The organism is Micromonospora sp. NPDC049559 (assembly GCF_040676675.1).
In the GTDB taxonomy this organism is placed as follows: Bacteria; Actinomycetota; Actinomycetes; order Mycobacteriales; family Micromonosporaceae; genus JBFAPK01.
The window spans coordinates 38,407-52,245 of record NZ_JBFAPK010000023.1 but is presented as its reverse complement, the minus strand read 5'-3'; the positions used below and the strand labels follow the sequence as shown (position 1 = coordinate 52,245).

The 13,839-nt window shown below is 74.3% G+C and carries 12 protein-coding genes; 3 read left to right on the top strand and 9 right to left on the bottom strand.

Annotated elements, in window-relative coordinates:
• Position 1: 1 nt before the first annotated feature.
• The 6 genes from AB0J86_RS23440 to deoC form a co-directional block, all read right to left on the bottom strand.
• Positions 2–1,261 (bottom strand): cytochrome ubiquinol oxidase subunit I, encoded by a 1,260-nt coding sequence (locus AB0J86_RS23440; protein ID WP_363859730.1) that lies wholly within the window; start codon positions 1,259–1,261, stop codon positions 2–4.
• 316 nt (positions 1,262–1,577) lie between these two features.
• Positions 1,578–2,483, bottom strand: coding sequence for a M56 family metallopeptidase (locus AB0J86_RS23435; RefSeq protein ID WP_363859729.1), 906 nt, complete (start codon positions 2,481–2,483; stop codon positions 1,578–1,580).
• Between the two features lie 3 nt (positions 2,484–2,486).
• Positions 2,487–2,864: a BlaI/MecI/CopY family transcriptional regulator gene (locus AB0J86_RS23430; protein ID WP_363859728.1), complete on the bottom strand. Its 378-nt coding sequence runs from the start codon at positions 2,862–2,864 to the stop codon at positions 2,487–2,489.
• Positions 2,865–3,035: 171 nt separating this feature from the next.
• The gene (locus tag AB0J86_RS23425; protein ID WP_363859727.1) at positions 3,036–3,860 is read right to left on the bottom strand and encodes an aldehyde dehydrogenase family protein; all 825 of its coding nucleotides are present in this window, start codon (positions 3,858–3,860) and stop codon (positions 3,036–3,038) included.
• On the bottom strand, positions 3,853–5,328 hold the full coding sequence (locus AB0J86_RS23420) for an aldehyde dehydrogenase family protein (RefSeq protein WP_363859726.1): 1,476 nt from the start codon (positions 5,326–5,328) through the stop codon (positions 3,853–3,855). The genes AB0J86_RS23425 and AB0J86_RS23420 overlap by 8 nt, the downstream gene beginning before the upstream one ends.
• A 2-nt stretch (positions 5,329–5,330) precedes the next feature.
• A complete protein-coding gene (deoC, locus tag AB0J86_RS23415; protein WP_363859725.1) occupies positions 5,331–6,290 on the bottom strand; it encodes a deoxyribose-phosphate aldolase in 960 nt (319 codons plus the stop codon).
• Between the two features lie 127 nt (positions 6,291–6,417).
• Here deoC and AB0J86_RS23410 point away from each other — a divergent pair, with 127 nt between their 5' ends.
• A complete protein-coding gene (locus AB0J86_RS23410) occupies positions 6,418–7,752 on the top strand; it encodes a glycosyltransferase (RefSeq protein ID WP_363859724.1) in 1,335 nt (444 codons plus the stop codon).
• An 11-nt stretch (positions 7,753–7,763) separates the two neighbouring features.
• The gene (upp, locus tag AB0J86_RS23405; RefSeq protein ID WP_363859723.1) at positions 7,764–8,396 is read left to right on the top strand and encodes a uracil phosphoribosyltransferase; all 633 of its coding nucleotides are present in this window, start codon (positions 7,764–7,766) and stop codon (positions 8,394–8,396) included.
• 140 nt (positions 8,397–8,536) lie between these two features.
• Here upp and AB0J86_RS23400 read toward each other — a convergent pair whose 3' ends face one another.
• On the bottom strand, positions 8,537–9,025 hold the full coding sequence (locus AB0J86_RS23400) for an 8-oxo-dGTP diphosphatase (protein ID WP_363859722.1): 489 nt from the start codon (positions 9,023–9,025) through the stop codon (positions 8,537–8,539).
• Positions 9,026–9,195: 170 nt separating this feature from the next.
• Here AB0J86_RS23400 and AB0J86_RS23395 point away from each other — a divergent pair, with 170 nt between their 5' ends.
• Complete coding sequence (locus AB0J86_RS23395) at positions 9,196–9,873, top strand: GPP34 family phosphoprotein (protein WP_363859721.1); 678 nt, start codon at positions 9,196–9,198, stop codon at positions 9,871–9,873.
• Positions 9,874–9,940: 67 nt separating this feature from the next.
• Here the strand turns inward: AB0J86_RS23395 and AB0J86_RS23390 are convergent, their stop codons facing one another.
• Both AB0J86_RS23390 and AB0J86_RS23385 read right to left on the bottom strand, forming a co-directional pair.
• Complete coding sequence (locus AB0J86_RS23390; RefSeq protein WP_363859720.1) at positions 9,941–11,611, bottom strand: phospho-sugar mutase; 1,671 nt, start codon at positions 11,609–11,611, stop codon at positions 9,941–9,943.
• Positions 11,612–11,694: 83 nt separating this feature from the next.
• Entirely contained in the window at positions 11,695–13,833 is a 2,139-nt protein-coding gene (locus AB0J86_RS23385) for a protein kinase (RefSeq protein ID WP_363859719.1), read from the bottom strand.
• Between the last annotated feature and the right edge of the window lie 6 nt (positions 13,834–13,839).

Sequence of the window (13,839 nt, the reverse complement as noted above, 5' to 3'; positions counted from 1 at the left end):
CTCAGACGAGGACGGGTTCGGGGACGGGGTCGGGCCGCGCGCCGTCGGTCTCCGGCGGCCGGCCGAGGGCGAGGTCGTCCGCGCCCCGGTGGGCGTGCCGCGCGAGCAGCACCCAGTTGGCGACGGCGAGGCCGCCGACGAGGAGGCTGAAGCCGATCAGCGAGGCGAGCATCATCCCGCCGCCGACCGGGCTGACCGCGTCGGAGACCTTCAGCAGCCCGTACGCGGCCCAGGGCTGGCGGCCGACCTCCCGGGCGATCCAGCCGAGGATCACCGCGACGAAGGGCAGCGGCAGCGCGAGCAGGATCAGGTAGAGCGGGAACCGGAGCCGGATGATCCAGTCCCGGAACAGGAGCGGGAGCAGGAAGACTCCCCAGACCAGGGTCATCCCGATCAGGATCATGAAGCCGAGCGCGGCCCCGGCCAGCGGCGGTGGGTTGTAGTCGCCGGGTCCGAACCGCGCCGTCCAGTCGGCGATCAGGGCGCTCTTGGCCGCCGCGTCGTTGCTGTACTTGATCGGTTGGACCGCGCCGACCGGCCCGAACTGGGCGAAGCCGAAGCCGAGCAGGAAGATCACGGCGCTCATCGCGGTGACCAGGCCGATCCGCAGCGACGTGCGGAACAGGGCGTAGTCGGCGGTACGGCGGATCAGATGCCAGGCGCTGACCGCGGCCATCAGCATCCCGCCGGTCAGGACCGCGGCGGAGACGACGTGGCCGAACGCCATGCCGAGGGTCGGGTTGGTGAGCAGGGCGGAGAAGTCGGTGAGGTGGGCGACGCCGTCGCGCACCTCGTACCCGACCGGGTTCTGGAGGAACGCGTTGGCCACCAGCACCCAGAACGCGGAGGCGTACGCGGTGAGCGCGACGCCCCAGAGCAGCGCGAGGTGTACGCCGCGCCGGAGCCGGTGCCAGCCGAAGATCCACATCCCGAGGAACGTGGATTCGAGGAAGAAGGCGACCAGCGTCTCGATGGCCAGCGGCGCGCCGAAGACGTTGCCGACGTACCGCGACAGGCCGCTCCAGTTCAGTCCGAACTGGAACTCCATCACGATCCCGGTGGCGATGCCGAGCACGTAGTTGATCACGTAGAGCGTGCCCCAGAACCGGGTGAGCCGCTCGTAGGCGGGCTTCTTGGTGATCACCCAGGCCGTCTGGAGGTAGACCAGCAGGGTGACCAGTCCGAGCGTGACGACCACGAAGAGAAAGTGGATCGAGGTGGTGGTGGCGAACTGTAGACGGGCGAGGAGCAGCGGATCCATGGCCACCCTCCGGTAGGCATCCTAGTAGTAGGCAGCCTACACGTAGGTCCCCTACTAATTTCTACTACGTACCGTCGTAATCAAGAATACGACAGTACGTAGTAGGGGTGGCTGTGAGATCCGGAACGCGTCAGGACCGGCGTCCGGCCAGGTCATACGACGCCGACGGCGCGACCCGGCGGTGCCGGTGACTGGGGCGGCGGTGGCTCGGGGAGAGCGGCGGCTCGGCTGCCGGTGACCCGGTCGGCGGTGGCTCGGGGCAGTGGTGACCGGGGCGGCGGTGACCGGGCCGGCGGCGGTCCGGGGAGCCGGGGGGTCAGCTCAGGAAGAGCGAGACCGGGACGGTCAGCAGCGCCACGGTCGTGGCGAGCGCCAGCGCGCCCCGCAGTCGGGGCGGGCGTCCGGCGGAGAGAAGTCGCTGCACGCGCGCGTCGAGGTGGTCGTCGGCCAGCCCGAGCGCACCCGCTGGCGCGATCCGCGCCCCCGCCGTGGCGAACCGCAACAGTGCCCCGGCCAGCGGCCCGTCGGCGTGCAACCGGCGCGCCTTGTCGTCGGCCCGCATCTCCACCAGCAGGGCGACCCGGTCCTGGGCGGTGCGCAGCCAGTTCGCCCAGGGCAGCGCCCGGCACAGCGCGCTGAACGGCAGCAGGACCAGGTCGTGCCGCTCGTCCGCGTGCGCCCGCTCGTGGCTCAGCACGGCCGCGAGCTGGGCCCGGTCGAGCAGGCTCAGTGTGCCGGCGCTCACCACCACCTGCGGCCGTACGCCGGGCAGGCAGTAGGCCGCGGCGCTGGGATGGTCCAGCACCAGCGCCCCGGGCGCGGCCGGATCGTCCCGGGCGACCAGGGCGAGCAGGTCCCGGTGGCGCTGCTGGGCGCGGAGCGCGCCGAGCAGGCTGCGTACCGTCGAGCCGAGCAGCGCCGCGCCGACGCCGAGTCCGACGCCGACCAGGCTCAGGTGGGTGATGCCCATCCCGGCCGGCAGGCGGCCGTGGGCCAGGTCGTCGGCGAGCCGCCAGAGCGCGGTGCCCGTACCGGTGCGGTACGGCGCCAGCCCGAGCGACATCGGCAGCCCGATCGCGGAGAGGCCGAGCGCGAGCCCGACCGCCTGCCAGCAGACGATCGCCACCCGGGGGCTGTGCCAGCTCCACCGGGCGCGGCCCAGGACCAGCGCGGCGAGGTAGCACGCCACGGTCGTACCGGCGAAGTGCGCGGCGAGCAGCACCGGTCAGCCCTTTCGGTCCGACGCCTCGTCGGTCAGGGCGGCGCGGAGCACCTCGGCCTCGGTCCCGGTCACCGACCGGGCGAACCGGACCAGCGCGGACTCGCGGCTGCCGGCCAGGTCGAGCGCGTCGAGCATCAGCTTGGCGATGTGCGCCTCCCGGCTGGCCGCCGGGCGGTAGCTCCACGCCCGACCCGTCCGCTCACGCTCGACCATGCCCTTGCCGGCCAGCCGGTCCAGCACCGTCATCACAGTGGTGTAGGCCAGCTCACGCTCGCTGAGCGCCTCGGCCACCTCGCGTACGGTCAGGCCGGCCGCCGGACCGGGGAACCGGTCCCACAGCACGTCCATCACCGCTCGTTCGAGGTCACCCAGGCGCGTCACGCATCCACCCTACTACTTCTCGTCGTACCCCGGCCGCCGCTGAGTCGATCATGGACTTGTGGTCAAAAAATTGCCGGTATTCGCGGCTTTTGTCCCCGCCGCAACTCCATGATCGACGCGGCGGCCAACGCGGCGAACGCGACGGCCAACGTGGCGAACGCGGCGGCGGGGTCAGCTGCCCTTGGGGTGCCAGACGGTCTTGGTCTCCAGGAACGCCGTCATCCGGCCGATGCCCGGGTCGGCGTACCAGTCCGGCGCGTCCGCCGGCGGGCGCAGCACCCGCTTGAGGTTCGTCGCGGCGGTCGCCTCCAGCGACCCGGCCAGCTCCGGGTCGCCCACGCCGGTCAGGTCCAGCGCGTTGACGTCCAGGTGCCCGGCGAGCCAGGGCGCCGTCTCGGCGTACCCGCCGGTCAGCAGGTTCACCACGCCGCCCGGCAGGTCCGAGGTGGCCAGCACCTCGGCCAGGGTGATCGCCGGCAGCGGGGCGTCCTCGGCGACGAGGACCACCGTGGTGTTGCCGGTCACGATCGCCGGGGCCACCACGCTGACCAGCCCGAGCAGCGCGGGTTCGGCCGGCGCCACCACGCCGACCACCCCGGTCGGCTCGGGGGTCGAGACGTTGAAGTAGGGGCCGGCGACCGGGTTCGCGCCGCCGTACACCTGGGCGAGCTTGTCGGCCCAGCCGGCGTACCAGACCCACCGGTCGATCGCCTCGTCGACCTCCGCGGCGCCGACGCCCAGCGCGACGAACTGCTCCCGCCGCCCCTCCAGCATCTCGGCCACCCGGTAGAGCACCTGGCCGCGGTTGTAGGGGGTGGCCCCCGACCAGCCCTTCACCGCCGCCCGCGCGGCGAGGACCGCGTCCCGGACGTCCTTGCGCGAGGCCAGCGCCACGTTGGAGTTCTGCACCGGATACGACCGCCCCGACTCGCTGCGCGGGAACTTCCCGCCGATGAAGAGCTTGTACGTCTTGCGCACCGCCACGCGCTCAGACATCGAGGTACGCCTCCAGCCCGTGCCGACCGCCCTCGCGGCCGTAGCCCGACTCCTTGTACCCGCCGAACGGGGAGGTCGGGTCGAACTTGTTGAACGTGTTGGCCCAGACCACGCCGGCCCGCAGCCGGTCGGCCATCCACAGGATCCGCGAACCCTTGTCGGTCCAGATCCCGGCCGACAGCCCGTACGGGGTGTTGTTGGCCTTCTCCACCGCCTCGGCCGGGGTACGGAAGGTCAGCACCGACAGCACCGGGCCGAAGATCTCCTCCCGGGCGATCCGGTGTGCCTGGGTGACCCCGGTGAAGATGGTCGGCGCGAACCAGAAGCCCCGATCGGGCAGGTCGCACGGGGGCGACCAGCGCTCGGCGCCCTCCTGCGTACCGATCGCCGAGAGCTCGCGGATCCGGTCCAGCTGCGCGGCCGAGTTGATCGCCCCGATGTCGGTGTTCTTGTCCAGCGGGTCGCCGACCCGCAGCCGGGCCATCCGGCGCTTGAGCGAGGCCAGCACCGGCTCGTAGACCGACTCCTGGACCAGCAGCCGCGAGCCGGCGCAGCAGACGTGGCCCTGGTTGAAGAAGATGCCGTTGACGATGCCCTCGACCGCCTGGTCGATCGGCGCGTCGTCGAAGACGATGTTGGCGGCCTTCCCGCCCAGCTCCAGCGTGAGCCGCTTGCGGCTGCCGGCCACCGACCGGGCGATCGACCGGCCCACCTCGGTCGAGCCGGTGAAGGCGACCTTGTCGACGCCCGGGTGCTCGACCAGCAGCCGGCCGGTTTCGCCGGCGCCGGTGACGATGTTGACCACGCCCGGGGGCAGCTCGGCCTGCTGGCAGATCTCGGCGAAGAGCAGCGCGGTCAGCGGGGTCGTCTCGGCCGGCTTGAGCACCACCGTGTTGCCGGCCGCGAGCGCCGGGGCGATCTTCCAGGCGAGCATCAGCAGCGGGAAGTTCCAGGGGATCACCTGCGCGGCGACGCCGAGCGGGCGGGGCTCGCCGGCGCCGGGCCCGCCGCTGAGTCGACCCGTCGGCGTCCCGCCGAACGCACCGTAGCGCAGCTTGTCGGCCCAGCCGGCGTAGTAGAAGAAGTGGGCCGCGACCAGCGGGAGGTCCACGTCGCGCGACTCGCGGATCGGCTTGCCGTTGTCGATCGACTCCAGCACGGCCAGCTCGCGGGAGCGCTCCTGGATGATCCGGGCCAGCCGGAACAGGTACTTCGCCCGGTCCCGCCCGGGCATCGGTCCCCAGACCCGCTCGTACGCGGTGCGCGCCGCCCGTACCGCCCGGTCGACGTCCTCGGCGCCGGCCTCCGCGATCTCGGCCAGCACCTCCTCCGAGGCGGGGTTGACCGACTTGAACGAGCCGCCGCCGGCCGGGTCGACGAACTCGCCGTCGACGAAGAGGCCGTACGACGGCCGAAGGTCCACCACCGCGCGCGACTCGGGCGCGGGGGCGTACTCGAAGAGGCCCATGATCAGTCCAGCGTGAAGTAGTCGGGACCGGAGTAGGCGCCGGTCGTGAGCTTGGTGCGCTGCATCAGCAGGTCGTTGAGGAGGCTGGAGGCGCCGAACCGGAACCAGTCCGGGTGCAGCCAGTCCTCGCCGGCCGTCTCGTTGACCGTCACCAGGTACTTCATGGCGTCCTTGGTGGTACGGATCCCGCCGGCCGGCTTGACCCCGACCTGGCGGCCGGTGGCGTCCCGGAAGTCGCGCACCGCCTCCAGCATGACCAGCGTGACCGGCAGGGTCGCGGCCACCGGCACCTTGCCGGTCGAGGTCTTGATGAAGTCGGCGCCGGCCAGCATGGCCAGCCAGGAGGCGCGCCGGACGTTGTCGTAGGTGGCCAGCTCACCGGTCTCCAGGATGACCTTGAGGTGCGCCGGGCCGCAGGCCCGCTTGACCGCGACGATCTCGTCGTAGACCTCGCGGTACCGGCCCGAGAGGAACGCGCCCCGGCTGATCACCATGTCGATCTCGTCGGCGCCGGCGGCGACCGCCGCCTCGGTGTCGGCGATCTTCACGGCCAGCGGCGCCTGACCGGACGGGAACGCCGTCGCCACGCTGGCGAGATGGACGCCGCTGCCGCGCAGCGCCTCGGCGGCCACCGGGACCATCGACGGGTAGACGCAGACCGCCGCGACGGCGGGGCAGGACGGGTCGGCCGGGTCCGGCCGCTGCGCCTTCGCGCTCAGCGCGCGGACCTTGCCCGGGGTGTCGGCCCCCTCCAGCGTGGTCAGGTCGACCATGCGGATCGCCAGGTCGATCGCCCAGGCCTTCGCGGTCGTCTTGATCGACCGGGTGCCGAGCGTCGCCGCGCGCTGCTCGACGCCGACCTGGTCCACGCCGGGCAGGCCGTGCAGGAAGGTCCGCAGCGTCGCGTCGGAGCGGGCCAGCTCGGCCAGGTCGGACGCCGCCGACGTCGTTGTCGCCGTCATGGCGGCAAGTCTACGCACCCGCGTCGCGATGTGATCTTGCCCACTGGACCGACCGGACCGCCAGACTTAACCAACCTGTCGAATCCTGGCCATCCACCGTTGACGGCGAACCCCGACCGTCCCAGGCGTGCGAGCAGTGCACTTCACCGATACGTACCTTCCCCGGCGGGACGGGGTGGTCACCTCGATCCGTACGTTGGTCCGGGCGCTGGCGGACCACGGACATCCCGGCCTGACCGTCGTGCCCCGCCACCCTGGCCAGGCCGACGAGCCCGACCTGCTGCGGCTGCGGGCCCTGCCGTGCGGCGTGGCCGACCTGCGGTTCTCGCCGTGGCTGCTGCGCGGCGCCGGCGCCACCGGCACGATCGAGGCGGTCGCCGCCGCCGAGCCGGAGATCGTCCACGTGCACACCCCCGGACCGGTCGGGCTGCTCGGCGTCCTGGCCGCGCGCCGGCTCGGCCTGCCGCTGGTGCAGACCTACCACACCGACCTGCACGCGTACGCCGACGCGTACCGCCTGCCGGCCCAGGCGCTGCGCGCGACCGTACGCCTCTACGCCCGCCGCCTCGGCGTCCCCCACCCGCCGGTCGGCCCGGTCGGGGCCCGCGCCCGCGGGCGGTGGCCGGTCGGCCGGGCCGGACGCGGCCCGGCCACGCTGCACCGGCGCGCCGCCCTCGACGCCACCAACCTGCTGCTCCTCGGCGACGCCGACGCGGTGGTGGTGCCGACCCGGGCCGTGCTCGACCGGATCAGCCTGCCGGTCCCCGACGAGCGGGTCTTCCTGGTGCCGACCGGGGTGGCCGGCCGGCGGCCGGAGCCCGGCCAGGTGGCGGCGTTCCGGGCCGCGCACGGCATCGCCCCGGACGACCGGGTCGTCCTCGCCGTCGGCCGGGTCAACCGGGAGAAGGGCGTCGACCTGCTGGTCCCCGCCTTCGCCCGGGCGCTCGCCGGCTGCCCACAGGCCCGGTTGGTGCTGGTCGGCGCCGTCTTCGACCCGCGCTGGCTCACCGGCCTGTTGAAGTCCGTCGGACCGGCGGTGGCCGCGCGGATCACCCTCACCGGGCAGCAGCCGGCCGAGACGGTGGCCGCCGCGTACGGCAGCGCCGAACTGCTCGCCTTCCCGTCCCGTACCGACACCCAGGCGCTGGTGCTACAGGAGGCCGCGCTCGCCGGCGTGCCGGCGGTGCTGGTCGATCCGGTGCTGCACCGGCACGGCCCGCTGGCCGGCGCCGCGGTGCAGACCGCCCCGACCCCGGAGGACTTCGCCGCGGGCATGCTCCGGCTGCTCGACGACCCCGCCGAGGCCCGCCGGATCGGCGCGACGGCGGCGAGCCGCGCGGCCCGGCACACGCCGACGAGCTACGCGGCGGCCATGTGCGAGGTGTACGACCAGGCCGCGCGGCGGCAGCGCGCGGGCGCGCGAACGACCGGGGAGGTCGGCCAGCCCGCCGTGAACAGGTAGGTTGTGCGTCCGTGGACGTACTCGTAGTTGACCATCCGCTCGCCCAGTCGCGACTCACCGCGATGCGCGATGCCCGTACCGATTCGGCGTCGTTCCGCGCCGCGCTGCACGAGCTCACCACGATGCTGGTGTACGAGGCGGCCCGCCCGTTCCCCGTGGAGCGCTACGGGATCGAGACCCCGGTCGCCGCGACCGAGGGCACCCGGCTGGCCAACCCGCCGCTGCTCGTACCGGTGCTGCGGGCGGGGCTCGGCATGGCGGACGCGGCGCTCGCGCTGCTGCCCGAGTCGTCGATGGGCTTCGTCGGGCTGGCTCGCGACGAGCACACCTTCGAGCCGCGCGCCTACATGGAGTCGCTGCCCCGGGACCTGACCGGCCGCCCGGTGCTGGTGCTCGACCCGATGCTCGCCACCGGTGGCTCGCTGGAGCACTGCTGCCGGCTGCTCGCCGAGCGCGGCTGCACCGAGATCACCGTGATCTGCGTGCTGGCCGCGCCGCCCGGCGTCGAGCGCCTGGAGCGGTCCGGCCTGCCGCTGCGGCTGGTCACCGCCTCGATCGACGAGCGCCTCAACGACAAGATGTTCATCGTCCCCGGCCTCGGCGACGCGGGCGACCGCCAGTTCGGCGGCATGCCCCGGTTCTGAGTTTCTGGCCCTCGCTTCGCTCGGGCGGCTCGCGCGCCTGGAGAGCCGCCGCCCGCAGGCGCCAGTCGCTTCAGTCGCTTCGCTCCCTCCGCTTGATGGCGCCTGCGGGCGGCGGCGCGACTCGCGCCCGGGGGCAGGGGTCACATCTCGGTGACGCTCCAGGTCAGCGGCCGGCCGGCGGCGAAGGGCTGGACGCCGTGGAAGACGCGGGGACGCTCGGCGAAGACCAGCGGCAGGAAGTTCCGGTCGCTGGCCCACATGGGGACCCGGCCGGCCAGGATGTCGTCCAGGTCGGTCCAGACCAGGGTCCCTTCCGGGCAGCGGTCGGCGGGTTCGCCGGACCAGGCGGGGATGCGGAAGAGGAAGCCGAACCAGTTCTCCCCGGCCCGGCCGAAACCGGGCCAGGAGACCGTACCGGCGAACTCCATCCGCTCGCATTCGAGTCCGGCCTCCTCGCGGATCTCCCGCCGCATGCCGGCCGCGACGTCCTCGTCCGGTTCGACCTTGCCGCCGAGCCCGTTGTAGTACCCGAAGTGCAGGTCGTCGGGGCGCTTGTCGCGGCGCAGCATCAGCACCTGCCGCCGGTCGGGGGAGAGGACGTAGCCGAGGGTCGCGATGATCGCCTGCACGGCGCCACCATACGACCCGGCGGCGCGGGTACGGCGGAGGCGCCCGAGGTCGCGGCGGCGGCGCCCGAGGTCGCGGCGGCGGTCGCGGCGAGGCAGGCCCGACGACCCGGAGGCGGTCGGGGCACCCGGTTGCCCCCACGGCGTGCGGCCACCCGATAACGTCTCGGGCCATGACAGGTGTTGCGCTCGCCGAAGAGTTGCTGCTACTCGCCTACGACGACGAATCCGGCCGGGCGACCGGGTCGCGCATCGGGCTCGACCTCGGCATGGCCGCCGCGGTGCTGGTCGAACTCGCGCTGGCCGACCGGCTCGCGTACGTGGACGGTTCGCTTGAGGCGATCGACCGGACCCCGACCGGGGTACCCGTCGCCGACGAGGTGCTGGCCCGGATCGCCGCGGACACCCCGCAACCGGCCGCCTCCTGGGTGCAGCGGCTCCGGCACAGGCTGCGCGAGCGCGTCCTGCGCGACCTATGCGACCGCGGCGTGATCCGGGACGTCGACGAGACCGCTCTCGACGTCATCCACCTGCACCGCTACCCGGTGCTCGACGCGGCGGTGGAGACCGAGGTCCGGGTGCGGCTGGCCGCCGCGCTCACCGGCGAGCGGGAGCCGGACGAGCGCACCGCCGCGCTGGCCGCGCTGGTCGCCGCCGTACGAATGGAGCCGAGCCTGGGCCTGACCGACGCGGCGGCCCTGGACGCGCGCCGCCGGCTGGAGGAGATCGCGGGCGGCGCGGGCTTCGGCGACGCCGCGAACCTGGAGCGGTCGAACGTCCGCCCCTCGGTGGCGCTGGTGCTCGCGGCGCTGACCCGGGCCATCGACGCGGCGCTGGGCAGCCGCGCCTGACCCCCGGACGGGCCGTTCGTCAGCCACCGGCGCCTGGGGTCGCGAGCGGCGACCCCGGGCGCCGTGCTCAGGCGATCCCGAGCGCCGCCGCGGTCTCTCCCCGCAGGGCGCGCAGCGCGGCGTCCGCCCGCTGCCGGGCCGCGGCGACGTCGCCCTCGCCGACCGGCTCGACCACCTCCAGGTACGCCTTCAGCTTCGGCTCGGTACCGGACGGGCGGATCACCACCCGGGCGCCGGCGGTACGCAGGATCAGCACGTCGGCCGCGGGGAGCAGGTCCTGCGCCGAGGTGACCGGCGAGCCGAGCAGGGCGGCCGGGGTGGCGGCCCGGACGCGGGCCATCGCCGCGGCGATCTCGCCGAGGTCGTCGACCCGGACGGAGAGCTGGTCGGTGGCGTGGACGCCGAACTCGGCGGCCAACTCGTCGAGCCGGTCGAGCAGCGTGCGGCCCTGTGCCCGGAGCGCGGCGGCCAACTCGGCGACGATGAGCGCGGCCGTGATGCCGTCCTTGTCCCGTACCTGGTCCGGCGCGACGCAGTAGCCGAGCGCCTCCTCGTACCCGTAGGCGAGCGGCTCGTCCCCGGTGCCGGCCCGGACGATCCACTTGAACCCGGTCAGCGTCTCGTCGTAGGGGCGGCCACGGGCCGCGCAGAGCGCCCGCAGCAGCGACGAGGAGACGATCGTGGTGGCGTAGAGGCCGGGTACGCCCCGGCGCATCAGGTGGTCGGCGAGGAGGACGCCCAGCTCGTCGCCGCGGAGCATCCGCCAGCCGTGGGCCGGGTCCGGTACCGCCACGGCGCAGCGGTCGGCGTCGGGGTCGTTGGCGATGGCGATGTCCGCCCCGACGGTACGGGCCAGTTCGAGCAGCAGGTCGGTGGCGCCCGGCTCCTCCGGGTTGGGGAACGAGACGGTGGGGAAGTCCGGATGCGGCTCGGCCTGCTCCGCCACGATGCCCGGTACGGCGAAGCCGGCCCGCGCGAACGCGGCGGTGAGCACCGGCCCGCCGACGCCGTGCAGCGGCGTGTACGCGACCGTCAGCTCCCGCGGGCCGTCCGGCTCGACCACGGCGGCGGCCCGGTCCACGTACCCGGCGACGACCTCGCTGCCGAGCACCGTGCCGGGGGGTCCGAGCGGTACGTCCCGCAGCGCGCCGACCGCCCGGATGGCGGCCTCGATCTCGGCGTCGACCGGCGGGACGATCTGCGCGCCCGCGCCCTGAGCCCCGCCGAGCGCGGCGCCCAGGTAGACCTTGTAGCCGTTGTCCTGGGGCGGGTTGTGGCTGGCGGTGACCATCACCCCGGCGACGGCGTCGAGGGCCCGTACGGTGTGCGCCAGGACGGGGGTGGGCAGCGGCCGGGGCAGCAGCACGGCCGGGCGGCCGGCCCCGGTGGCGACCTGAGCGGTCCGCTCGGCGAACGCCTTGGAGCCGTGCCGCGCGTCGTACCCGATGACCAGCGGCCCGGTCGCCTCCCGGGCGGCGAGCCAGGCGACCAGCCCGGCCGCCGCGCGGGTGACGACGGCGAGGTTCATGCCGTTGGGGCCGGCGCGCAGCGCGCCGCGCAGGCCGGCGGTGCCGAAGGTCAGCGGCCCGGCGAAGCGGTCCGCCAGCTCGGGCGCGCTCTCCGGCAGCCGGTCGAGCAGCGCCCGCAGCTCGTCGCGGGTCGCCGGGTCCGGGTCGTCGTCCAGCCAGCCCTGGGCCCGCGCGCGCAACTCGTCGATCTTGATCGTCTCCGCCGCCATGCCGTCGTTGATAGCACGGCGGCGGGTACCGCCGGCCGGTCGGGGCAGGTCGACCGGCCGGCGAGGCCCGTTCGGAGCGCCGCTCAGCCCGCGTCGGTGAGCTGGAACGACCGGACCATCTCGTCGAAGATCGGCTTGCTCTCGGCGAACTTGCCGTCGTTGCTGGTCAGGTAGAACGAGTACGCCTTGCCGCCCGAGACCACCCCGCGCCAGACGCCGTGCCGCATCGCGTCGCCCTGGCCGCAGTTGTACTCGAACTCGGCCGCGGCCTTGCCGGCCAACTCGACGTCGGTGAACGCCAACCGGGCGTAGGGCCGGGCGCAGGACTTCGAGTCGGGCTTCTTGAGGCCGTTCTCGGCGATCTCGGCCCAGCGGTGCGACGAGCTGCCGCTGAACTTCTCCACGATGATGCGCACCTTGCGGCCGCTGTCCTGCGGGTCGACGTAGTCGACGTAGGTGCCGGCGCCGTTGCGCGTCCAGCCCTTCGGGACGTTGACCGCCACGCCCCGGTCGGCGTAGGGCTGCGTCTGGACCGCGGGCGCGCTCGGGGTCAGCGAGCCGGCCTGCGGCGCGGGCCGCTCGGGGTCGCCGCCGCTGAACAGCAGCACGGTGCCGAGTACCAGCACGAGCGCGACGCCGCCGGCCGCCGCGAGCTGGACCTTGCGCGGCCAGCCCTTGATCGTGCCGAGCAGGTTGCCGCCGGTCTGGCGGGCACCGGTTGGGGCGCCGCCACCGCCGGGCGCCCCCGGCGCGGCGGCCGGGATGCCGTAGCCGTGGCCGGGCGGCGGCTGCTGGTGCGGCCAGGACGGCATCGCCGTGGTGGCGTCGCCGCCGGGGCCCGGCCCGCCGGACCGGGCGGCCATCGGCGGCAGCGCGGTCGTGGTCTCGCCGTACGAGGCCGGTCCGGCGCCCGCGGGCCGCGTGCCGGGCTGGGCCGGCATGGCGCCGGTGGGGGCGGACATCGCGCCGGTGGGGGCGCTCAGACCGGTCAGGCCGTTCGGCGTGGTGCCGGCGGGGCCCGTCGCTCCGGTCGGGCTCCCCGGTGCCGTGGGGTGACCGGCCGGGGCGCCCGGCGGGATGGGGGCGGTGACGTCGGCGACGGGACCCTGGGCACCCGTCGCCTCCAGCGCGGCGGCGTTCTGCCCGGCCGTCGCGGCGGCCGCGCCGTCCTGCTCGCCCCGGCGCAACTCGGCCAGGCGGTCGGTGAGCGACTCGCCCGGCGCGAGCATCGCCCGGCCGCCGATCTGGCCGGACGGCTGCGGCGGCGCGACCGGCGGTTGCCACGGCGCGCGCTGCGCGGGCACCACCGCGTACGGATCGGTCATCTGGTCCGTCGGCGCCTTGCTGGCCAGCACCCCGCCGAGCAGGTCGCGCAGCATGCTGCGGGAGGCGTTCACGTCCAGCCGGCGAGCCGGGTCCTTCTCCAGCAGCCCCATCAGCACCCGGGTGAGCGGGCCGGACTTGACCGGCGGGGCCGGCGGGTCCTCGACGACGGAGTGCATGGTCTCGATCGGGTCGCCCTTGTCGAAGGGCGGGCGCCCCTCGACCGCCGTGTAGAGGGTGACGCCGAGGGAGAAGAGGTCGCTGGGCGGGCCGAAGTCCTGGCCCATGGCCCGCTCGGGGGAGATGAAGTGCGGCGAGCCGAGCACCATGCCGGGGGTGGTGAGCTGTACGTCGGTGGGCATCCGTGCGACGCCGAAATCGGTGAGGACGCACCGCCCGTCGTTGCAGATCAGCACATTGGCGGGCTTCACGTCCCGGTGCAGCACGCCGATCGCGTGCGCCACCTCCAGGGCGCCGAGCAGCGCGATACCGATCTTGGCTACCGCGCGGGGCGCCAGCGGCCCGTCCTCGATCACGATGTCGGCGAGGCTGCGCGCATCCAGCAGCTCCATCACGATCCAGGGCCGGCCGCCCTCGGTCACCACGTCGTACACCTGCACCACGGCGGGGTGCTGGAGCGCCGCGGCGGCCCGGGCCTCGCGAAGGGTGCGCTCGTACAGGGCGTCCCGGTCACTCGGGGCGAGCCCCGGCGGCAGGACGACCTCCTTGACCGCGACGTCGCGGCGGAGCAGGGTGTCGGCGGCCCGCCAGACGGTGCCCATGCCGCCGTGACCGACCGCCGCTCGTAGTTCGTAACGGCCGCCGATGGTGGAGCCGGGGGCGGCGCGTCCGCTGGGGGTGTTGACTGGTCCGCCGCTCCACGTCGGAATCTGAGTCACAGGAAT